We start from the raw sequence: 21,567 nt of genomic DNA, 5'->3' as shown, positions 1-21,567 counted from the left end.
ATGCTTCGATCAAATGCGATAACACAGGGTATTCAACGGTCACCAAACAGAGCAATGCTCAGAGCGGTTGGGTTTGACGATAATGACTTTAACAAGCCAATCATTGGAATAGCTAATGGTCACAGCACAATAACCCCATGCAATATGGGATTAATGGATCTTGCTAATAGAGCAGAAGCAGCTTTAAAAGAGGCTGGTGCAATGCCTCAAACATTCGGGACCATAACTGTTAGTGACGGCATCTCTATGGGAACAGAAGGAATGAAATATTCATTGGTTTCAAGAGAAGTTATTGCAGATGCAATCGAGACAGCTTGCAATGCTCAAAGCATGGATGGTGTATTGGCAATTGGTGGATGTGACAAAAATATGCCAGGCGCAATGTTGTCAATGGCAAGAATGAACATACCTTCAATTTTTGTATACGGCGGAACAATTAAGCCTGGGAAATTAGACGGTTGCGACCTAACCGTAGTTAGTTCTTTTGAAGCTGTCGGTCAATTAACAAGTGGAAAAATAGATGAAGAACGGTTAATAGCAGTTGAAAAGAATGCCATCCCAGGCCCAGGTAGTTGTGGTGGCATGTTTACTGCAAACACCATGTCTGCGGCAATTGAAACGATGGGTTTTAGTTTGCCATTCAGCTCTACTATGGCAGCTGTAGATGATGAAAAAGCAGAAAGCGCTGCTAAAAGTGCTCAGGTACTTGTCAATGCAGTTAAGGACAACATAAGACCATTAGATTTACTCACAAAAAAAGCCTTTGAGAATGCAATCAGTGTCATCATGGCTGTTGGTGGCTCAACAAATTCTGTCCTTCACTTACTTGCTATTGCGAAAACTGCAGGAGTTAATTTAACAATCGATGACTTTGAACGTATAAGACAAATTGTTCCTGTAATTTGCGACCTCAAGCCAAGCGGTAAATACGTAACTGTAGATCTACATCAAGCTGGGGGGATACCTCAAGTAATGAAATTACTTCTCGAGGCAGGAATGCTCCATGGAGAATGCAAAACTATTGAAGGTAAAACAATTGAAGAAATACTTTCAAATATCCCCTCAAAGCCCAAAGAGAATCAAGATGTTATTAGACCAATATCAAACCCTATTTATAAAAAAGGACATTTAGCTATTCTTAAAGGAAATTTAGCTAGTGAAGGAAGTGTCGCGAAAATAAGTGGAGTAAAGACTCCTGTCTTAACAGGTCCCGCAAGGGTTTTTGAGAGTGAAGAAGAATGCTTAAGTGCAATCCTAGACAATAAAGTTAAAGCTGGAGATGTAGTAGTCGTTAGATATGAAGGGCCTGTGGGAGGGCCAGGAATGAGGGAAATGCTCTCTCCAACTTCAGCAATTGTGGGTCAAGGCTTGGGAGAGAAAGTTGCACTAATTACTGACGGCCGATTTAGTGGCGGATCATATGGATTAGTGGTTGGCCACGTTGCTCCAGAAGCAGCCGTTGGGGGAACAATTGGATTAGTAGAGGAAGGAGACAGTATTACCGTTGACGCTAATAAATTGTTAATTCAATTGAATGTCGAAGAGAGAGAACTAGCTAGGAGGAGAGAGAATTGGGAGAAACCAAAGCCTAGATATAAGACAGGCATTCTTGGAAAGTATTCGAGATTAGTAAGTTCATCAAGCCAAGGAGCCACAACCGATCAAATATAGTTAGTTCAAGTCAATGAAGTCTTAAAAACCGTCCTAAGTCTTCTTGCAAGGGCCTCAAAAAGTTTTCCATATGAAGGCGTTTCGCATTGAACACCAGAAGAACTGTCCATCCAAATAGCATGCTTACCTTGCCATAGTATTGGCCTATCAATTAGAGATTTCCAAGCAATAGTCATATTTACCTCATTACCGCTTTTATACACTTCAAGTTCAATATCCATAGATTCTTCTCTTTCGCCGTCAATATTTCTACATTGAATTTTAAAAATCAATTCATCAAGCTCATTATCATCATTTAATTGATTTTCTAAAAAGACAGAATGAACATATGGCTTCATGCAAAGGTCTGCCGCTTTGGCGACTTCAGATATCCAGTTATCTTTCAAATCAGGAGTATGCACTAATTGACTTAATTAAGACTTTGATAGGACCAGCAAAAAATCCTGAGTTAATTTTGCCTGGCTGGCCAAATTTTGAATGAAGTATTTGAAATCGATTAATACATGTTGAATCAAAAATAAGAGGTAGTCGAACGGGCTTTGCTCGACGAGCCGGTTCCAGATCTTTGAAAGGTATTTTAACTGTACTGGCTCCAGTTTTCTTTGTAGGTATTGATGCAACCCAGCGGATATCACCTTTTAAAAAATTTGATAGTGATAAAGGTTTCTTTTCACAAGCAATCGCAAGTTTCAACGTTCTCCCTTCTCCTTCAACATCAAGAATTAATCCAGAATATTTGGAAAGATCCAAAGGTTTATCAAAAATTGGAGAGCGGCAACTAACAAAGCCTCCACCCTCTTCAACCAAGTTCCCCTCAAGAAATAAGCCTTTATCTGATGAACGACAATTTGCAAGACTTGAGCCACCCATAATTGTGTCATTCAGAGATTCCCAATCTGAAAATTCTGAACCCTGTATGAGATGGGTTATTGAAATTGCAGTCGGTGGTAAATCAGAAATCAATTCTAAAGTACTTCTTTAATCATTTACAATCTAGCTAGAAAGATGGGTAAGCATCTTTATCAGCCAAAATAATGATTTCAGAATGTGGTGAGACTAATTTTGCAGGAGTACGTTCCCATGATTCTGACTGATCAAGCAAACGCTTAAGAGCCGTTTGTTTAGCAGATCCGCTGATTAGGAAGACAACATTATTTGCTGAACTAAGCAATTTACTGGTAAAGGTAATTCTTTTATGACCTTTACCCTCGCCAACAGTTATCAGGCTATCTCTTTCAAACAATGCATCCGAGCCAGGGAAGAGGGAGGCTGTATGACCATCATCTCCCAAGCCCAATAAAATCAAATCAAATTTTGGTGGATACACATCAAAATTGTTTTTCAAAATCTTTTCATAATCTTTAGCGCTATCTTCTGGCGTGGCTAATTCAACAGTTGAGACACTAAAAAATGATGCCTCCAGAGAAGGATTACCTTCTATAAACAAAGAATTTTTCAATAAAAAGCAATTACTATCTTCCGATAAACTGTCAACCCATCTTTCATCACCTAGAAACAAATCGACTTTCTTCCAATCAATATTTTTTTTACCCAATAAAGAATAAGCAGCTTTTGGGGTGGATCCGCCACAAAGAGCAATTTTAGCCCTAGTTTTATTTTTCAAGGTTGAGTCAATGACCTGAGCAATCAAATCAGAAGCGGCAAGAGCAAGAGCGATTTTGTCTTCTGAAACTTGGATTTCATATTTAGTCATTGATATCAGTCAATCCATTCAGTATGGAAAGATCCCGCTTTGTCTACACGCTCATAGGTATGGGAGCCAAAGCAGTCTCTCATAGCCTGGACCAAGTTCTGAGGGAGCCTAGAAGTTCTAAAACTGTTTAAATAATCAAGCGTACTACTAAGACAAGGCACTGGAATGCCCTCATTAGCAGCCGCAGAAACCACCTGTGTTAAACCAGAGAGACGTTTATTCACCTGATCAGCAAACCAACTATCTAGAATAAGATTGCTTAACTTAGGATCCTTTTTAAATGCAAACTGTATACGACTCAAAAGGGTAGATCTTATTATGCAACCACCTTTCCATATTTGAGCTATAGAGGGCATATCAAGATGGTAATCATATTCGTCAGAAGCGAGTCGTAAAATGTCCATACCTTGTGCATAGCTCGCTATTGTAGCCAATACAACTGAATCCATTAGCAAAGGCATACCATCAGAAGGCTTTCCAAAATCAACAAAAGAAGGCTTATTCCCAATCAAAATTGTTTCTGCATAATTTCGTTGATCTTTCATCGAGCTCATAACCCTTCCATTCAAAGAGGCATAGATAGTTGGCACAGAAGCTCCAAGTTCAAGTGCGCTAACGACTGTCCATAAGCCAGTACCTTTTTGACCCGCCTTATCCATTATCTTTTCGACAAGATCTGAACTGTCTTCCGGATCCTTAACTCGTAAACAGGCCTCAGTAATTTCAACAAGATAGGAGGAAAGTTCTTCGGTTTTATTCCAATAGCCCATAACAGATGCCATCTCATCACCGTTCATACCACATGCTCTCTTCATCAAGTCATATGCCTCAGCCAAAATCTGCTCGATACCATATTCAATTCCATTGTGAACTGTCTTGACAAAATGTCCTGAGCCCCCTGGGCCGATATAAGTCACGCAAGCTCCATCGTCGACCTGAGCCGCCATTTTGTTCAACAAACTCTCTATTGCGTCGTAAGACGTCTTTGTCCCACCAGGCATCATGCTAGGTCCTTCCAATGCTCCTTTTGCTCCACCTGAAACACCCATCCCGATATATCCAAAACTCTTGCTCTCAAGTTCTTTTACTCTTCTTTCGGTATCCATAAATTGGGCATTTCCACCATCAATGAGTAAATCACCTTCTTCGAGGAAAGGCGAAATTTGATTAATGACAGCATCAGTAGCTCCACCCGCTTTGACCATCATTAGTACCCTCCTGGGACGTTCAAGTTTTGATACAAATTCTTGAAGATCCTTCGCTCCTTGAATTGCTTTATTTAAGCCTCTACCTCGAAGAAAATCTTCAGTTTTTTGATAAGTACGGTTATAGACCACACTAGAAAAACCGTTTCGCTCTGCATTCAGGACAAGGTTCTCACCCATTACTCCAAGACCGACTAATCCAAAATGTGCCTTGGTCATTAAGTTAATAAATTTCTACTTGAGTTAGTGTGACGACTGTGGAATCATTTCGCTGCATTAAAGAGCTTAATGTCAGGGATGAAGGATTCTTTAAAAAAAATTTGATAATAGAATATTAAAAACTAGGCTGATTGAATTTCTAGGACATTAAATAAAAATCAAATTATGGTTCCATCTGGAATTGTTGCATTTTTAACGATAACAACAATTCCATTACGAATATAAAAACCTTGATCTGCCCGATCAGCTTCTTCAACGTTGTCTTTGTTGACTATTGTCACATTGTCACCTATCCGAGCGTTTTTATCGAGAATTGCTCTTTTAACAGTTGTTCCTTGTCCTACACCTAGGGGTATCCCACCCCCCTTTCTTAAAGCTATTCTCTCTTCATAAGACTCATAAAAATCAGATCCCATTACCAGAGTTTCATTTAGCACAACGTCACTTTCAATTCGACTCCTTACTCCTAAGACACAATGATGAATGCTACATGATTTAAGTATTGATCCCTCGGAAACTATTGAATCGGTTATTTGGGTATCTACAATTTTTGAAGGTGGCAAATATCTTGGCCTTGTATATATAGGAAACTTTTCATCATAAAAACTAAATGGCGGGGTTGGCTGCTGTGTTAAAGCTAAATTCGATTCAAAGAATGCACCAATAGTCCCTATATCTTCCCAGTAATCATTAAAAACATAACTTTTAAGTTTGTCTCCTCTACCTAAAGCCTCAGGAATAATTTCTTTTCCAAAGTCTGTATAAGAAGGAAATTTATTTAACAAATCAAACAGAGTGGCACGACTAAAAACATATATTCCCATTGAAGCCAAATAAGGTTTTTCCTTTGCCTCCGTTTGTTCCAATCCAAACCTTGAAGTATCTACAGCCATTGCTTTCAATGAATCACCAGTGGGCTTTTCACGAAATTCTTTAATATTTCCAGATTCATCAGTACGCATCAAACCAAATGCCTCAGCTTGCGCGGAGTCAACTGGCAAAGCTGCAACAGTTAAATCAGCTCCTGTTTTTCTATGCTGTTCAACAAATAAGCTGTAATCCATTCGATAAAGCTGATCTCCAGAAAGAATCAAATATTCATCAACATCCCACTCTTGAAAAAGCCATTGATATTTTCTAACAGCATCAGCAGTGCCCTCAAACCAAGATGGTGTTTCAGGTGTTTGCTGAGCGGCTAAAACTTCAACAAAACCTTGACCAAAAGGTCCGCTCAGATTATACGTCTGTGCAATATGCCTGTTAAGTGATGCACTATTGAATTGCGTAAGAACATACATTTTACTGATGTCCGAATTAATGCAATTACTTATGGGAATATCTATTAGTCGATATTTACCCGCTAGTGGGACGGCGGGTTTTGCTCTCATTTTTGTTAATGGATATAGGCGTGACCCTTTTCCACCGCCAAGAATGATGGCAAGTACTCTCTTCATGAAGGCACTATTAGTAGGCTATTCGGAGCAAACCTACTGGATAGAGTGCTCATTAATCTAGTAAAAAGTGATATGTAGTAAGAATTTCAAAAGTAAATAACAATATCAGTTGTTTTTGGGCTTGTTTAAAGAACTAGAAACATCAAGATTAAAAAGTTTTTCAATCACGTCAAGAGAATCTCTACGATCACTCCTTGATTGAGGTGCTCTTAATTTGGTTACAGGAGTATGAAGTATTTTGTTAATAATACCCTTGCTTAATGCCTCAACAACTTTTCGTTCTCTAGCGGAGAAATCAGGACCCATTCGGCTTAATGCTTTCTGAAGTTCTTCTTTTCTGATTGACTCCAAACCAGACCTAAGGCAGTTAATAGTAGGAACAGCAGCTAAAGAATCCCACCATTCTAAGAAGATACGACATTCCTCATCTATTAATCCTTCTGCTTCTAAAGCGAGCTTTTGTCTTGCTTCTTGATTTCTTGAAACCACTTCTTGAAGGTCATCTACATCATGAGATTCAATCCCAGAAACTAATTTTGCATCAGAAGAAATATTTCTTGGAACTCCTATATCAATAAGTCTGAGTAAAGGTTTTCTATCAATTTTAGTCAATTTCTCAGCATCAATAATTGGCTCATTAGCAGCTGTACTTGTAAAAACAAGTGTACTTAGAGAAAGACAAGTATCAAGTTGATCTATTAATTGACAATCAATTTGAATATCGGGAAATGCCGCTGATAGCTCCTCAGCCCTTTTTTTTGTTCTGTTTAGAAGAGTCAGGGAACAACATCCTTTTGATTGGAGATGCTGAAGCAATAGACGGCTCATTCTACCGGCTCCAACAACTGCAACCTTTTCAGTTTCTAAACTCATTAATTGATCTCTTCCATGTGCTTGCCCAAGTTTTAACTGGGCTAGTTCTACAGCCGCAGAACTTATAGAAACTGCTCCAGTGCCTAGATTTGTTTCGCTTCTTACTCTTTTACCAGTACTAACTGCCTGTGTTAATAATCTATTTAAAATAGGACCTAAACTTTGATGGTCTTGGCCAAGTCGGACCATTTTCTTTACCTGAGAAAGAATTTGTCCCTCTCCTAAAACCAAACTATCCAAACCGGCAGAGACCCTCATCACATGAGAAACAGCCTTCTCTTGGACAAAGTTGAATAAATGTGGTGAAAGAATTTCATCTTCAAGACCCGAAAATTCTAGGAGAAAAGATTTGATTGCTTCTATTCCCAATTTCGGGTCCTTAACTAAGCTATAAATTTCAAGTCTGTTGCATGTGCTCAAGATAGAAACTTCTAATATTTGATCAATTTTCTTTAAATTATCAAATGATTTTTCGACTAGTTCTTCTGGGATACTTAGCTTTTCACGCACTTCGACTGGGGCCGTGCGATGGCTAAGACCGACGACAGCAATATGCATAAATAGCCCCTTAGATCATTTACTTAAATCTCACTTCAAAGAGATGCTTTGAGCACCATCTTTGATGTGAACTGTATTGGTAAATCTTGCTGTTTGATCAAGCGTACTAATCACAAGACTACTAGTTCTGATGCAATCTTTTTCAAATTTAACTCCATCAAAAAGCAATCCATCTGTGATTCCACTACCAGCAAAAGCAACATTTTCTCCGGAGGCAAGTTCATTTGCTTCATAGATCTTGTCAATATCAGTTATGCCCATTTCGTTCAATCTTTTTATATTTCCCTCTTTTGTATAGTCTGCCCATTCTGATGTTTGAGCTATTGCAGGATCATAAACAAGTTGCCCCTGAAAATGCCCACCAAGTGCTCTCATTGCTGCAGCTGAAATAACCCCCTCAGGAGCAGCACCAATACCCATCAAACAATGCGTGCCAGTCCCCTCAAATCCACATGCTATGGCTGCCTGGACATCTCCATCGGAGATTGGCTGAATCCTGGCACCAGTAGACCTGATCTCGGAAACTAAATTTTTGTGCCTAGCTCTATCCATAACAACAATAGTTAATTCGCTAATTGCGATACCAAGGCAATCACTCAAGATTTTTATGTTTTCTGTAGGAGTTTTCCTGATATCAACTTTCCCCTTAGCTGCTGGAGGAGCAGCTAATTTATTCATATAAAAATCTGGAGCATTAAACAAACCACCCCTATCTGAGGCTGCCAAAACAGCCATCGATCCACGCTGGCTGTTTGCACATAAATTTGTTCCTTCGCAGGGATCTACAGCGAAATCAACTCCAGGGCCTGAGCCTGATCCAACTTCTTCTCCTATGTAAAGCATCGGAGCTTCATCTCTTTCTCCTTCTCCAATAACGATCCTTCCTTGCATCTGAATGGTTCCCATTCTCTTTCGCATTGCCTCAACGGCTGCGGCATCAGCCTCATCTTTTTGACCCAAACCAGTCAATTGAGCCGAAGCAATTGCAGCTTGCTCAACTACTTCAAGAATTTCTTGGACGAGAGTACGATCCACTTTTTGCAGCTAGGTAAAGAAATTTACGCCTTAAGGCAGACAATATTGTAAGTAATTGAGGGCATTGAAAAATGCTCAGAAAAAAGTACTCACAAAAAACTTATTATCTGTTGATAAGCAATAATTACTGTATCAGTGCATGGTCACACTAGAACTTGGGACCATGAATTAATAGAATCTTTGCCAAAAGACAAAAACAATGATCCAATCCATTTCGTCAGCAATTTTTTCTGAGCACCGTCCAGTTCAAATAATCCCTTCGGTCCTGCCAGCAGACTGGGCAAATATGGGGCAATGCGTAAAAGACCTTGAATTAGCAGGTGTAGACAGAATTCAATTTGATGTAATGGATGGAAACTTTGTTCCAAATCTCACATTCGGACCAGATATGATCTCCGCCTGCCGAAAATATTGCAAAGTTCCATTTGAGACTCAGTTAATGGTTAGTCAATACAATTGTGAAACCATGCTTGAGGGATATGTAGAAGCCAGTAAGGGTGCAAAAGGAGAACCAGGTGTTGTAATTGCACATGCTGAAGCAAATGTTCATCTTCATCGAATTCTCGGAAAAATTCGTCAACTAGGAGGGTCACCCTCAGTAGCACTTAATCCTCATACTCCGATGGATATGGTGAAGGATGTTCTTGACATGGTTGATCACGTATTAGTAATGACTGTTAACCCTGGGTTTGGTGGACAAGCTTACATACCAACAATGCTCAACAAAATAACTCAATTAAGAAAAATGATTTTAGAAAATGGATTCAACGTAGATATAGAAGTTGATGGAGGTATAAAAGCAGATTGGTCATTATCTCAATGCTGCGCTGCAGGGGCAAATTGTTTTATTGCAGGTAGTGGTATGTTTGCTTATCCATCACTCAAAGAAGGATGTGATGCTCTAAGAAAAGTTGCTAATGATGCACAAAATGGAATAATCATAGAGAAATAATTAAGTAATTATCAACCACTACGCATCAAAGAACCATCCATAGCTGTGCAAGCCGACTCCTAGAAGATTGACTCCAATATAACAAATAATAATAACAAAAAAGCCTGCAATAGCAACCAATGCAGGCTTTTTCCCCTCCCATCCTCTTGTTATTCTTGTATGCAAATAAGCCGCGTAGACCAACCAACATATTAAAGCCCAAGTCTCTTTAGGATCCCAACTCCACCAACTACCCCAAGCCTCGTTAGCCCAAACAGCACCACTAATAAGACCAACTGTAAGTAATAAAAATCCAGCAGTTATTGACCTGTAACTTAAAGAATCAAGTTGCTCAGCTTTTGTAAATTCAACCGGTTGTATTGAATTTAAGTTTTCATTTTTTTCATTTAAATATAATTCAGAACTTTTCCTAAATGAACCCGACCCAAAAGAGCTATTTCGCATATTAAATTGCTTATTCCAGTCAACAATAAATACACCAAAAGACAAAATCGAACCTACTAGTAATGCCGCATATGAACACATAATTACACTGACATGCATTACCAACCAACTAGAACGTAGTGCTGGAACTAAAGGAGCCGAAGATTGCAAATTCTCTGGCAAAACAAAGCTAGCAAAACCTATTGAAAGCAATGAGATAGGGGTCGCAACCGCAGAGACAATTGGAGACTTCCATGCCCTTTCGAGAAAAAGTTGAGTCAACGTACAACCCCAAGTCAAAAAGCAAAGTGATTCATAGAGATTACTAATTGGGAAATGTCCTGACTGCCACCATCTAAGTATCAATTGACTAGTTAGAAAAAGATTTGCTACTGCAACTAAAAATTTAGATTTGGTGGAATTACTGCTCCCAGCAACTGACCAAAAAGAAATAGGCAAAGCAATTAATAAAGAAAAGAAAGCTACAAATCCAAGCAGTATAACAGGATCAAAAGAAAAAATATTTAGAAGAAAATCAAGCATTTATAAAAGCTACTAGAGTTTATTTGATAGTGACCAGATCATTTGCTTGCTTGTTTTAACAAAAAACCTCCACCTAGCATAGACAAAAAAACAGGGGTCCAAGCAGCAAGGAAAGGATTTATTATTCCTTTGACTCCGAGTGAGCTAAAACTAAAACTTAGGATGTAATAAGTAAGGATCAAAATAATACTTAATCCAAAACTTTGACTCCTGCCTCCTCCGCTCTTTTGCATTACCCCAAAGCTACAGCCGATCAAAGCAAAAACCGTGCAAGCAATTGGCAAAGTAAATTTTTCTTGAATTCTTACCCTCATTTTTCTTGCTTCTTTGATATTGCCACTTCTTTGATATAGCTTCATGGCAGTATTAGCCTCTCCAAGGTTCATATCATTAGCATCTTTAGGCAATTGTGCAATATTCGTAAGTTCAGAGCCTAATGGATACAAAAAGCTCATAAATTTAGTTCTTGTGTTACTACCATCTGGAATTAAAGTCAAAATATCTCCATCAAAAAATTCCCAATTTTTTTTGTCACTATTCCAGGTTCCTTTTTTCGCCTTAAGCATTTGAGTAAAACCTCGTTTAGAGAAATCAATTACTGTTACATCCAACATCTGTCCGTCAAAAAACCTTCTAGCATAAAAAAGATGAGTAACTCCTCTTTTTTTGTAGCTTGAATATGGATCTATAATTTCGCCTTTCTTTGAAAAAATAATATCCTCTCCCTGTTCATTTGCAAAAGATCTTCCTAAAGAATTAGATAAGACTATTTCAGCATTTTTATTTGCAATTGGAACAATATTGTTATTAAATATAAAAGTCATGTATGACATAAATATTGATAAAATTATCCCTGGTAATACAAGTCTATAAATTGATATACCAATACTTTTTAAAGCCTTAATTTCACTATTATCATTTAGACTTCCATAAGCTAACAATGTTGAAAGTAGCATTGCCATTGGGAAAGAGATAACAATAAAGCTAGGGAGCCTTAGCATTAAAATCTTAATAGCAATAGATATCGGGAGTCCAATCTCAACTATTTTCCTTATTAAATCGAAAATAACGCCTAAAGAAAGAGAAACAACCGTAAACGCAGCAATCGAAAAAAACAAAGGTGGTAATAATTCAAAAAAAATCCATCTATCTAACAACGGAATTACTTTCAACTTTCTTTTTAATAAGTTATGAAATCTAGTTAAAAAAAATGTTTTTTTAAGCATAGTAATTATTCAAATGAATTGCCAAGATAATTATCTTTTACTACTTGATTCCTCTTGAGCTTTTCAGAAGATCCATCAGCAAGGATTTTCCCTTTGTTAAGAATATAAGAGCGGTTTGTTATCGCCAAAGTTGCTCTAACATTGTGATCAGTAATTAATATTCCTATGTTTTTATTTTTTAATTTCCCAATTAAATTCTGTAGATCATTAATAGCAATAGGATCTACTCCCGCAAAAGGCTCATCTAAAAGTAAGTATTTGGGACCTAATCTTCCTACTGCTAAAGCTCTGGCTACTTCACATCTGCGTCTTTCTCCACCTGAAAGTTGATGGCCGAAACGATAAAGAAAAGATACTAAATTAAATTCTTCGATCAATTCTTCACGTTTTTTCCTATGCAAAGATATGGGTAAGTTAGCTTGAGAAAGAGCAATATCCAAATTCTCAATAACTGTAAGGTTTCTGAAAACACTTGGTTCTTGGGGTAAATAGCCAATACCAAATTGAACTCTTTTTGTCATTGAGAAGTTTTTTATACTCTTTCCCTCCAAATAAATATTGCCTTTGTTTGGCTTAATCAACCCCACAATCATATTAAAAGTACTTGTCTTACCTGCGCCATTCGGACCCAAAAGACCAACTACCTCACCACGATTAACATCCAAAGTGACGTCTTTTACAATATTTCTCTTGGACAAGGTTAAATCCAAACTCTCAATAACTAGAGTCATTTCATTAAAACCTATCAGGGAAAAGTTTATACATTAAGAATTATCTGATAATAAATTATACCTATTATCTACAAAATTAATCAATAATCCTCTCAACCCAATACAAGTAGAATCTCTCTGAATCATGAAAGGAATTTTCAAATTTAGAATCGGCAATTACACTAAATTCATCAAAATAAAGAGATTCACCTGGCTCCAGATTACTGATAGCTGATTCCTTACTTAAAAGTAATAATAATTTATTTACATTGGGGAATTTATCTAAATAAACTTGAACTGCATCTAATGTCTTATTTCTTTCTAATTTAACTCTATTAGCCCACTGTGCATAACTACCTAATCCATTCAACTCAGGCAAATAGAATTCTCTAGAAAGGTATCCTGATACAGTCGCCACTTCAACATCTCTCGTAGCAAATATTGGGAAATCCTGCCATCCTTTAGCTTCTATATATTCAGCGGTTGCCTTTCCAGCTGAATAAGGCAAAAGAAAATCATTTAAGACCATATGCACACCAACAACCATATGAATGGTTAAACAAAAAGTTAGCAACCTTGGAAAATACAATAAATTACTTTTAGTGAAAAGATTTTGATTACTTGAAGAGTTAAATTTTTGCTCTTGATTAGATTGTGATAACCAGACTGATGAGATAATCAGAAGGAAGTAATATCCATAATGTCTTGATCCAATACCAAAATATAAAAAATAGTTAAAAAGAAATAAAAAAACTAAACCACTAAAAAAATAAATCAAAGCCTGAGGATAATGTTTAACAAAGGCAATTGTGCTTACCAATAAGAACAAAGTAATTAAGGCACAGATAACTAGATCCAAAAACCTACTTGAATCAGGGATAATAAGTACATACCCACCAAAAAGCTGTCCTATTACTCTTAGAAAATGACGAAAATCAATTACAGAAGAAACTAATTTAATGGAATCTTTTACTTGGAAAAGACTAAAAGCTCCAAAACACAATAAAGCGAAAGAAATAGCGGCACTTGAAATCAAATCATACATCCATTTTTTATTTCTCATATAATTTTCTCTTTGAATTGGATTTACCAACCAATCAAATACAAGAGTCATTCCAATTGCAAATGCTAATGACCAGGAAAAAGCTTGTGTATTAGCCAAAAGGCCAATACATAAAGCAAATGGAATATAGGTTTTTTGTTTTAAATGATAAATAGAACAAAAAATAAATATTATTAATTCTGCAATTACATAATGACGACATACAAAGAAATATTCCCAAAAAGGAAAATATCCAAAAGTAAATAAAGATTTAGTCAATAAATTAAAAGGGCTAAATCTCCAAAAAACTAAAATCGCTAAACTACCTAAAACCCAATGCAAAAGTTGCATACTTATAGGTGTACCAGTAATATTTTTCGAAAAATAAACTAATAATGACCAGAGGATAGGATGCCCAGATGGTGCGTTATTTCTCCATAAATCTATCAAAGTATCGCTTTGCCAAGCCACCAGCCATCCTTGCATCTCATCTCTCCAAAGTGCATGATTAAATGCACCGAATAGACCTATTATTATAAACAAACAAGGTAAAAATATCTCATAAAATTTCTTACCAGTTAATTGTATTTCATTGATTCTTTTAAATTCCATTTTAATTAACGAGGGATGCGTTCTATATATTTAAATTAATCAAAATTAAATTTTTTATTTTTTTAATTAAAATAAAGCTAAAAAATATAGCAATAAAATTATATTAACTCATCTCACTTTTAATAGCAAAAGAGTAAGAGGCTTAACATGGTTTTTATAGAAAATAGAGAACTGGCAAGCTGCAACTAGCCAAGTCATTACCAATTTGAAGAAATTCCAATCTCCTGCTAATGCATTTACAAAGTCCCACAATATCTAATCCTAAATTATTTAATTGATATCTTTTTAACCTACCCAATGCTTCTCCATAAAGTATTGTTGCACCATTGGTATTACTATTTTCTAAATGCACTTGTGCAACAGCAACTTGCAATATTCCCTGTAGCAACTGTCTTTCAGGTCCGCCAGTCTCATGCCATATCTCTTCAAAGACATCATGAGCTTGATACCATTGACAAGAATTAAATAATTTCATTCCTATTTCAAAACGAGAATCATTTATAAATAAATCATCCTGTTTATCTATTAGGATCATTATTTTTTCAAATTTTTCTTTGCATTAATTTTTCTCAACCTTATAGATTCTGGTGTAACTTCCAACATTTCTCCTGGTCCAATATATTCAAGTGCTCTTTCTAATGTCATCTCAATTGGGGATTGCAATTGATCTAACTCATCTGCACCAGCTGATCTCATATTGGTAAGCTGTTTAGCCTTGCAAATATTTAATTCAAGATCTTGTGGGCGATTATTCTCCCCAATAATCATTCCTTTATAAACTTTAGCTCCAGGAGTAATAAAAAATTGTCCACGGTCTTCTGCATTTTTTAAGGAATAAAAAGTAGCTACACCCTCCTCAAATGAAATAAGTACTCCATTTCTCCTTTGTTCAAAATCTCCAACAGATGGCCTGTATTCAAAAAATGAATGGCTCATAATCCCTTCACCCCTGGTTGCACGAATGAATTCACCCCTAAATCCAATTAAGCCTCTTGATGGAATAACAAATTCAAGTTGGGTTCTATGATCAGTGCCCGTTTCCATATTTTGCATTTCACCTTTTCTGACACCAAGGCTTTCAATACAAGCGCCAACGGAAGCTTCTGGGACATCAAGAACTAGGGTCTCAACAGGTTCGCATTTGATTTCATCAATGGTCCGAAAAATTACTTGTGGTTGAGAAACTTGAAATTCATACCCCTCTCTTCTCATGGTCTCGATCAGAATTCCTAGATGTAACTCTCCTCTTCCGCTTACAGAAAAGCGATCAGGTGAATCTGTATCCTCTACTCTTAATGCAACATTAGTAAGAAGTTCTTTGTTTAAACGATCCCTTAGCTGACGACTGGTAACAAACTTGCCCTCTTTCCCTGCAAATGGAGAATCATTTACAACAAAAGTCATCTGCAATGTTGGCTCATCTACCTTTATTAGAGGTAAAGGCTTCGGTTCATCAGGACAAGCTACAGTCTCTCCAATAGAAACATCCTCAAATCCAGCCAATGCAACTATATCTCCAGCATTTGCTTCGTCTATTTCAATTCTTTTTAATCCTTTAAATCCCAATAGTTTGTTAATCCTTCCTTTTTTTAGGCTCCCATCTTCTTTTATCAAGCATGTCCTTTGACCATTTTTAATTACACCATTATGTACTCTCCCAATAATAATTGTTCCTAAAAAATCTGAGTAATCAAGAGTGGTGACTTGTAATTGTAAAGGCTTATTCTGATCCCCAACAGGAGGAGGGACTTGCCTAATAATTGCATCAAATAAAGGTTTCATATTATCGCTTTCACTTTTTACTTCAGTCTTTGCAAAACCACCCAATCCACTCCCAAACAAATAAGGAAAATCACACTGATCATCATCCGCTCCTAATTCCAAAAATAGATCTAAAACTTTATCTACCGCGGTTTCAGGCTCTACTCTTGCACGATCAATTTTATTCACAAAAACAATAGGTCTTAAGCCCTGCTCTAAAGCTTTTTTCAGAACGAATCGGGTTTGCGGCATTGGTCCCTCGTTCGCATCAACAACAAGAAGACAGCCATCTACCATGCCCAAAACCCTCTCGACTTCTCCTCCAAAATCAGCGTGACCTGGTGTGTCGACAATGTTTATACGGGTATCGTTGTATGTGACAGCTGTGTTTTTTGAAAGAATAGTTATTCCCCTTTCACGTTCCAAATCGTTTGAATCCATAGCACAAGTGGGGACTTCCTCATTATCTCGAAAAGTTCCAGATTGATTTAAAAGTGCATCAACCAAAGTTGTCTTACCGTGATCAACATGAGCAATTATTGCGATATTCCTTATGGCTTGTATATCAAAACTCATAATTTAAAAAAATTAAAAATTCTTTGATTAATAGAGACATAAAGAATATCTCACCGTGACTTCATTTAGCTGTTTTAAATGCCAATTAAAATATCGAATATAAAATTTGGAAGTAAAAAAAATTAAGTCAAAGTTATTTGAATTTTGTAATTTTATTGGCAGCCTCAAATTTCCTCAAAGCATTAACAGTCCCTTCAAATCTCCAATGCCATGGCTCATAAGTTACTCCTTGTTTGTTGTCGGGTGGAAAAGAAAGAACGAAATGATATTTAGGAGCAAACCTCTTCATCCATTTAAAAGCAGGCGTTTGTTCAAATTCAACCTCAAAATGAGTCTCTGGGAAATTCCCATCACCAACATCAATTGCATACCCTGTGCTGTGTTCAGAATAGCCTGGAGGAGCTGAATCCATTGAGCGCTCAACTGCAGTTTGATTTCTAATAGATTTATTTTCATAAAAAATTTTTCTTTGCAAATCTATTGATCGAAAACCACTTAATAGTTGTAGAGAAATCCCTCTTTGGGCCGCCATAAATTGCATTTCCTTAAAATTTTCATAAATTTCTTTATGTACGTAAATACCTGAAGAGAGAAGAATTAAATCATTTTTTGAAGCCTCAGGATAGGGAAGATGGCCCAATAAACTTTTATTTTGATTTGTCTCAGTAGAGTTAATCGAATCATCCAAAGATTTTGTTTGGCTTAAAAATGATTTATCAGCTAAAAACGTTAAGGATATGCCAAGTCCTACGAATAGAAGTCCGAAACGCAAAAAAGACTTACTAGTAATGGTTTTGATGGATCTAATCCTTTTAGCGAGCGGGATTTCATCTTGATAATTCATATGATCTTCTTATGGTCAAAACAATTGGAATTCACAAAAATGATGTTTCGATAGTAACGAGTATCCCCAATCTTTATACTTTCTATGAGATAAGGATGTAAGTTTTATATGTAGAGAACTAAATTTTTCATCCAAAGATGTTAAGAGTTGCTGTTATTGGTGGTGGTCCAAGTGGATCATGCGCTGCAGAGATTTTAGCTAAAGCGGGAATTAAAACTTGGATTTTCGAGAGAAAGCTTGATAATGCAAAACCATGTGGAGGGGCGATTCCATTGTGCATGGTTTCTGAATTTGACCTTCCTGAATCAATTATTGATAGGAAAGTCAGGAACATGAAAATGATATCCCCATCAAACAGAGAGGTAGATATTATCTTGGATGATATTTATCCAGGAAGTGATAAAGAGTATATAGGCATGTTGAGGCGTGAAGTAATGGATTCATTTATGAGAAATCGCGCCGCAGAACTTGGCGCAACATTAGTAAATGGATTGGTATCAAAAATAGAAACTGGTACAAACAAACAAGGTCCATATACCCTTCATTACACCGAAATCCTTAAAGACCAAACCGAAGAGAAAGGTAAGCAACTTGAGGTGGATTTAATTATTGGGGCAGATGGTGCAACAAGCAGAGTTGCAAAAGCAATGGATGCTGGTGATTATAACTATGCTGTAGCAATTCAAGAAAGAATAAAACTTCCTAAAGAGGAAATGAAGTATTACGAAGATAGGGCTGAAATGTATGTAGGCACTGATGTATCGCCAGATTTCTATGGTTGGGTCTTCCCAAAATACGATCATGTTGCTGCTGGAACAGGAACAATGAAACAAAATGGTGGTTTAATAAAAAGCCTTCAGATTGGTGTCAGAGAAAGAGCAAAGAAGAGACTCGTAAACGGAGAAGTAATCAAAGTAGAAGCTCATCCAATCCCTGAACATCCCAGGCCAAGAAGAGTTGTGGGAAGGATGGCTCTAGTTGGTGATGCCGCAGGTTATGTAACAAAAAGCTCAGGAGAGGGGATTTATTTTGCTGCCAAAAGCGGAAGAATGTGTGCCGAGCAGATCGTTGAATCAAGTCAAAATGGAAAAATTATACCCACAGAAAATGATCTCAAAAAATATTTAAAGAAATGGGATAAAAAGTATGGAACTACTTATACAGTTTTAGATATTCTCCAAAGAATTTTCTACACAAGTGATGGAGCAAGGGAAGCCTTTGTTGAAATGTGTGGTGACATGGATGTTCAAAGACTTACATTTGATAGTTATCTATACAAAACTGTAGTTGCAATGAAGCCGCTTCAACAATTAAAACTCACTCTATTAACAATTGGTTCCGTTTTAAGAGGAAAGGCCTTAGCACCAAGCACATACAAGCCAGTGCCTAGTGCAGTTAGAGATGATAAAGAAGTTAATAAAATGTTAGCAGTAAGTTCAATTAAAGGTGGTATAAAAACCAGTAATAAATAATATACATAATTAACTAAGCTTGTTAAAGTCAGCAAGCTTCAAAGACTGATTTCGAAGGATCGTTAATAGATTAAGCCTATTATTTCTTAAATTAATATCCTCGGTCATAACCATTACACTTTCATCTCCATCAAAAAAGTTAGCCAAGGTTTCAGTGCTTGATACTAGACCTTCAGCTAACAATTTATATTTTAAACGATCACAATTAGTGGCTAAAGGTTTTAATTTCTCTAATACATTTAACATTTCGCTTTCACAACCCTTTTCAAATAATGACTTATCGACAAACCCTAAAGGATCTATCACATCATTGGCTATTGAACTTCTTTCTGCCAACTTAGAAGCCCTAGACACTACAGCTTGCAACAAATTAAGTGTATTACTTTTTCGCATATCCATTAATAATGAGGCACGAAAATCAACATCTGTTGGATCATCTAATAATTTTGATGTTGAAGTTGTATCACCTGAAATTGCCTGAATAATATCAAAGTCTATATCTTTCTCTTCTAATAAACTAACTATTCTTTGACGAAAGAATTCCTTTAGCTCACACGTAAGACTATTTATTTCAAAAGAAAGAGAGGGGAAAACCTGCTTCCAATATATTAGTGAATCATTTATTATTTCATTAATATTTAATTGCCAATCTTTATTCCATAAAATCAAAAATATTCCATTAGCTGCCCTTCGCAAAGCATATGGATCAGATGATCCAGAAGGCCTTTCGCCTTTAGCATAAATGCTGAAAAGCAATTCAAAACGTTCAGCCAATGAAACGGCATTCCCAAGATTATTTGATGGAAGAGAGTCTGAACTACCTTTAGGTTTGTAATGTTCTAAAACTCCAAGGCACACATCTCTAGGTTCACCCTCATGAAGTAAGTACTTAGATCCAATAATTCCCTGCAACTCGGGAAATTCGTCAACCATGTTACTAACTAAATCATGTTTACAAAAATGTGCAACTTTAACAGATTTATCAATATCCTCTTGAACAAATCTAAGTTTTGATGTCAATAATTTAGCAAGCCATTTAATCCGATTTACACGGTCATATAAAGAACCTAATCCTTGAGCAAAAGTTACATCTTTTAATTTATCAATACGCGACAAGCTATTCATTAATAAATCTGATTTTATAAAGAATGATGCATCAGAAAACCTTGCTTTTAATACTTTTTCATTTCCTAATATAATATTTTCTTTTGCTGAAGATAATCCATTGCTAATACAAAAAAAGCTAGGCAATAAAACGTCTCTAGAGTCAAGTGACAATGGATCAGAATCAACATTTTCTTTATATATTGGTATATATCTTTGATGAACCTTCATCACTGTGGACAAAACTTCAGGAGGCAAATCTAGGTAAGACTCATCAAACCCCCCAGTCACAAGCAAAGGAGATTCAACTAAATCTGTAAGCTCTTTTAAAAGAGGTTCAGTAAGATCTGCCTTAACTTTTTTAAATATTTCTTGATTGAGAATTAAATCATTGATTTGGGAAAGACGAGTATTCCTATCAACTGTGACTCCAACATCCTTCAATTGATCAAAATAAGTTTTCGCATTCTTTATGGTTAATTCTGATCCATGTAATCTATGTGGTCTTGTGGTATTGCTAACTTGAATTTCCGGATCGCAACCAGAAAGATTAAAAGGTAAAACCTCTGAATCAATCAAAGAAACAATCCAACGTATAGGTCTGGAAAAGCGGAAATCACCTTTTCCCCATCTCATAAACCTTCTTCCCTGAATTTTAGTGATCCAACCAGGTAAAGATTCAGCCAACAATCTCTCAACAGGCTTGCCTTTTTCAATTAAATTAGCGAAAACGAATGAACCCTTTGGCGTTTCTCGAATCTCTAAGTTTTCAGGCGCCAGACCATATCTTTTAGCAAAACCAATAGCTGCTTTTGTAGGTTTACCATCATGAAAAGCTTGAGAAAAAGGGGGACCTTTTCGTTCTGCAATATTATCCTCAGAGAATGGAGCAATCCCTTCAATTGTTAATGCGATTCTTCTTGGAGTAGTAGTAACTCTTATTTCACTAAATTTTATTGGATAAGAATTCAAGTCATTATTTACATTTAATTCAAGTTGAGAAATAACAGATTCAGCCAAATCTGCTGGCAATTCCTCAGTACCGATTTCTAAAAGGTAAGTAGACAAAAAATTTTCCTTATATTCATAATAAGATTAGATCTAAATCCGAATTACTTCTACATTCTGTGTCTTGGAAAAAATTTAATATTCAATAAATGGAGCTTTGAACACTAATAGCTTTATTTGAACAATTAGGCACTAATCAACACGAAAAATGATACACTGTAGGTACCGCTGTAGGTACCATTGCCTAAGATAATACAAATACCTGGAAGATCGGGTTTTTACCTCAGGGTTGCTGTACCAAGAGGTAAATTAAGGGATGCCTTTGGAACATGTGATGTAGTAAAAAAAATTGGTAACACAAAAGAGGAAGCCGAAGAGAACATAAGCTCAGCAATAAACGCTATTCAAGAAAAATTTGATGAAAAGCTCAGAGAAGAAGAAGCAAAACAGATAAACAAATCCTTACCCAATGGAATAATATTAGAGGCTGTCAAAAAAAATAATTCAAATGAATCTCCAAAAAACATAGAAAAAGACTTAAAAGAGGCTGGATTTAGTAATGCAG

At 36.4% G+C, this 21,567-nt stretch carries 18 protein-coding genes; 3 read left to right on the top strand and 15 right to left on the bottom strand.

Annotated elements, in window-relative coordinates; genetic code table 11:
* Entirely contained in the window at positions 1-1,671 is a 1,671-nt protein-coding gene (ilvD, locus tag AC6EI2_RS00950) for a dihydroxy-acid dehydratase (RefSeq protein WP_498462570.1), read from the top strand.
* Between the two features lie 5 nt (positions 1,672-1,676).
* Here ilvD and AC6EI2_RS00945 read toward each other — a convergent pair whose 3' ends face one another.
* The 7 genes from AC6EI2_RS00945 to glpX all read right to left on the bottom strand — a co-directional run bounded on the left by AC6EI2_RS00945 (position 1,677) and on the right by glpX (position 8,729).
* Positions 1,677-2,072, bottom strand: coding sequence for a DUF8659 family protein (locus AC6EI2_RS00945; protein WP_498462569.1), 396 nt, complete (start codon positions 2,070-2,072; stop codon positions 1,677-1,679).
* Positions 2,059-2,634: a CIA30 family protein gene (locus AC6EI2_RS00940; protein WP_498462568.1), complete on the bottom strand. Its 576-nt coding sequence runs from the start codon at positions 2,632-2,634 to the stop codon at positions 2,059-2,061. The genes AC6EI2_RS00945 and AC6EI2_RS00940 overlap by 14 nt, the downstream gene beginning before the upstream one ends.
* A 34-nt stretch (positions 2,635-2,668) precedes the next feature.
* On the bottom strand, positions 2,669-3,385 hold the full coding sequence (gene pgl, locus AC6EI2_RS00935) for a 6-phosphogluconolactonase (RefSeq protein WP_498462567.1): 717 nt from the start codon (positions 3,383-3,385) through the stop codon (positions 2,669-2,671).
* Positions 3,386-3,390: 5 nt separating this feature from the next.
* Positions 3,391-4,809, bottom strand: coding sequence for an NADP-dependent phosphogluconate dehydrogenase (gnd, locus tag AC6EI2_RS00930; RefSeq protein ID WP_498462566.1), 1,419 nt, complete (start codon positions 4,807-4,809; stop codon positions 3,391-3,393).
* 158 nt (positions 4,810-4,967) lie between these two features.
* On the bottom strand, positions 4,968-6,263 hold the full coding sequence (locus tag AC6EI2_RS00925; RefSeq protein WP_498462565.1) for a glucose-1-phosphate adenylyltransferase: 1,296 nt from the start codon (positions 6,261-6,263) through the stop codon (positions 4,968-4,970).
* Between the two features lie 105 nt (positions 6,264-6,368).
* Complete coding sequence (locus AC6EI2_RS00920) at positions 6,369-7,694, bottom strand: glutamyl-tRNA reductase (RefSeq protein ID WP_498462564.1); 1,326 nt, start codon at positions 7,692-7,694, stop codon at positions 6,369-6,371.
* A gap of 30 nt (positions 7,695-7,724) precedes the next feature.
* On the bottom strand, positions 7,725-8,729 hold the full coding sequence (gene glpX / locus AC6EI2_RS00915; RefSeq protein WP_498462563.1) for a class II fructose-bisphosphatase: 1,005 nt from the start codon (positions 8,727-8,729) through the stop codon (positions 7,725-7,727).
* A gap of 199 nt (positions 8,730-8,928) precedes the next feature.
* Between glpX and rpe the strand changes: the two genes are divergently transcribed.
* Positions 8,929-9,681, top strand: a complete 753-nt coding sequence (rpe, locus tag AC6EI2_RS00910) for a ribulose-phosphate 3-epimerase (protein ID WP_498462562.1) — start codon at positions 8,929-8,931, stop codon at positions 9,679-9,681.
* Positions 9,682-9,699: 18 nt separating this feature from the next.
* Here rpe and ccsB read toward each other — a convergent pair whose 3' ends face one another.
* The 7 genes from ccsB to AC6EI2_RS00875 form a co-directional block, all read right to left on the bottom strand.
* Positions 9,700-10,647 (bottom strand): c-type cytochrome biogenesis protein CcsB, encoded by a 948-nt coding sequence (gene ccsB, locus AC6EI2_RS00905; protein WP_498462561.1) that lies wholly within the window; start codon positions 10,645-10,647, stop codon positions 9,700-9,702.
* A 38-nt stretch (positions 10,648-10,685) separates the two neighbouring features.
* A complete protein-coding gene (locus tag AC6EI2_RS00900) occupies positions 10,686-11,873 on the bottom strand; it encodes an LptF/LptG family permease (protein ID WP_498462560.1) in 1,188 nt (395 codons plus the stop codon).
* Between the two features lie 5 nt (positions 11,874-11,878).
* A complete protein-coding gene (gene lptB / locus AC6EI2_RS00895; protein WP_498462559.1) occupies positions 11,879-12,604 on the bottom strand; it encodes an LPS export ABC transporter ATP-binding protein in 726 nt (241 codons plus the stop codon).
* A gap of 76 nt (positions 12,605-12,680) precedes the next feature.
* Positions 12,681-14,237: a hypothetical protein gene (locus AC6EI2_RS00890; protein WP_498462558.1), complete on the bottom strand. Its 1,557-nt coding sequence runs from the start codon at positions 14,235-14,237 to the stop codon at positions 12,681-12,683.
* A 154-nt stretch (positions 14,238-14,391) separates the two neighbouring features.
* Complete coding sequence (locus AC6EI2_RS00885) at positions 14,392-14,772, bottom strand: DUF309 domain-containing protein (protein ID WP_498462557.1); 381 nt, start codon at positions 14,770-14,772, stop codon at positions 14,392-14,394.
* Positions 14,772-16,574, bottom strand: coding sequence for a translational GTPase TypA (typA, locus tag AC6EI2_RS00880; protein WP_498462556.1), 1,803 nt, complete (start codon positions 16,572-16,574; stop codon positions 14,772-14,774). Before typA ends, AC6EI2_RS00885 begins: the two co-directional genes overlap by 1 nt.
* Before the next feature lie 133 nt (positions 16,575-16,707).
* Positions 16,708-17,418, bottom strand: coding sequence for a M15 family metallopeptidase (locus AC6EI2_RS00875; RefSeq protein WP_498462555.1), 711 nt, complete (start codon positions 17,416-17,418; stop codon positions 16,708-16,710).
* Between the two features lie 137 nt (positions 17,419-17,555).
* On the opposite strand from AC6EI2_RS00875, the gene chlP reads away from it, so the two are divergent.
* Positions 17,556-18,890 carry a geranylgeranyl reductase gene (gene chlP / locus AC6EI2_RS00870; RefSeq protein ID WP_498462554.1) on the top strand — a complete coding sequence of 445 codons (1,335 nt, stop codon included), beginning with the start codon at positions 17,556-17,558 and terminating at the stop codon, positions 18,888-18,890.
* Between the two features lie 9 nt (positions 18,891-18,899).
* Here chlP and glyS read toward each other — a convergent pair whose 3' ends face one another.
* Entirely contained in the window at positions 18,900-21,062 is a 2,163-nt protein-coding gene (gene glyS, locus AC6EI2_RS00865; RefSeq protein ID WP_498462553.1) for a glycine--tRNA ligase subunit beta, read from the bottom strand.
* Between the last annotated feature and the right edge of the window lie 505 nt (positions 21,063-21,567).

The organism is Prochlorococcus sp. MIT2302 (assembly GCF_059772385.1).
This window is presented reverse-complemented; position numbering and strand designations above follow the sequence as displayed.

Excerpts from the sequence above, each read along its gene's own strand:
- AC6EI2_RS00900 (WP_498462560.1), bottom strand. The coding sequence starts at position 11,873 with ATGCTTAAAAAAACATTTTTTTTAACTAGATTTCATAACTTATTAAAA.
- AC6EI2_RS00875 (WP_498462555.1), bottom strand. The coding sequence starts at position 17,418 with ATGAATTATCAAGATGAAATCCCGCTCGCTAAAAGGATTAGATCCATC.
- AC6EI2_RS00920 (WP_498462564.1), bottom strand. The coding sequence starts at position 7,694 with ATGCATATTGCTGTCGTCGGTCTTAGCCATCGCACGGCCCCAGTCGAA.
- pgl (WP_498462567.1), bottom strand. The coding sequence starts at position 3,385 with ATGACTAAATATGAAATCCAAGTTTCAGAAGACAAAATCGCTCTTGCT.
- AC6EI2_RS00890 (WP_498462558.1), bottom strand. The coding sequence starts at position 14,237 with ATGGAATTTAAAAGAATCAATGAAATACAATTAACTGGTAAGAAATTT.
- ccsB (WP_498462561.1), bottom strand. The coding sequence starts at position 10,647 with ATGCTTGATTTTCTTCTAAATATTTTTTCTTTTGATCCTGTTATACTG.
- gnd (WP_498462566.1), bottom strand. The coding sequence starts at position 4,809 with ATGACCAAGGCACATTTTGGATTAGTCGGTCTTGGAGTAATGGGTGAG.
- rpe (WP_498462562.1), top strand. The coding sequence starts at position 8,929 with ATGATCCAATCCATTTCGTCAGCAATTTTTTCTGAGCACCGTCCAGTT.
- typA (WP_498462556.1), bottom strand. The coding sequence starts at position 16,574 with ATGAGTTTTGATATACAAGCCATAAGGAATATCGCAATAATTGCTCAT.
- ilvD (WP_498462570.1), top strand. The coding sequence starts at position 1 with ATGCTTCGATCAAATGCGATAACACAGGGTATTCAACGGTCACCAAAC.
- lptB (WP_498462559.1), bottom strand. The coding sequence starts at position 12,604 with ATGACTCTAGTTATTGAGAGTTTGGATTTAACCTTGTCCAAGAGAAAT.
- AC6EI2_RS00925 (WP_498462565.1), bottom strand. The coding sequence starts at position 6,263 with ATGAAGAGAGTACTTGCCATCATTCTTGGCGGTGGAAAAGGGTCACGC.
- AC6EI2_RS00885 (WP_498462557.1), bottom strand. The coding sequence starts at position 14,772 with ATGATCCTAATAGATAAACAGGATGATTTATTTATAAATGATTCTCGT.
- chlP (WP_498462554.1), top strand. The coding sequence starts at position 17,556 with ATGTTAAGAGTTGCTGTTATTGGTGGTGGTCCAAGTGGATCATGCGCT.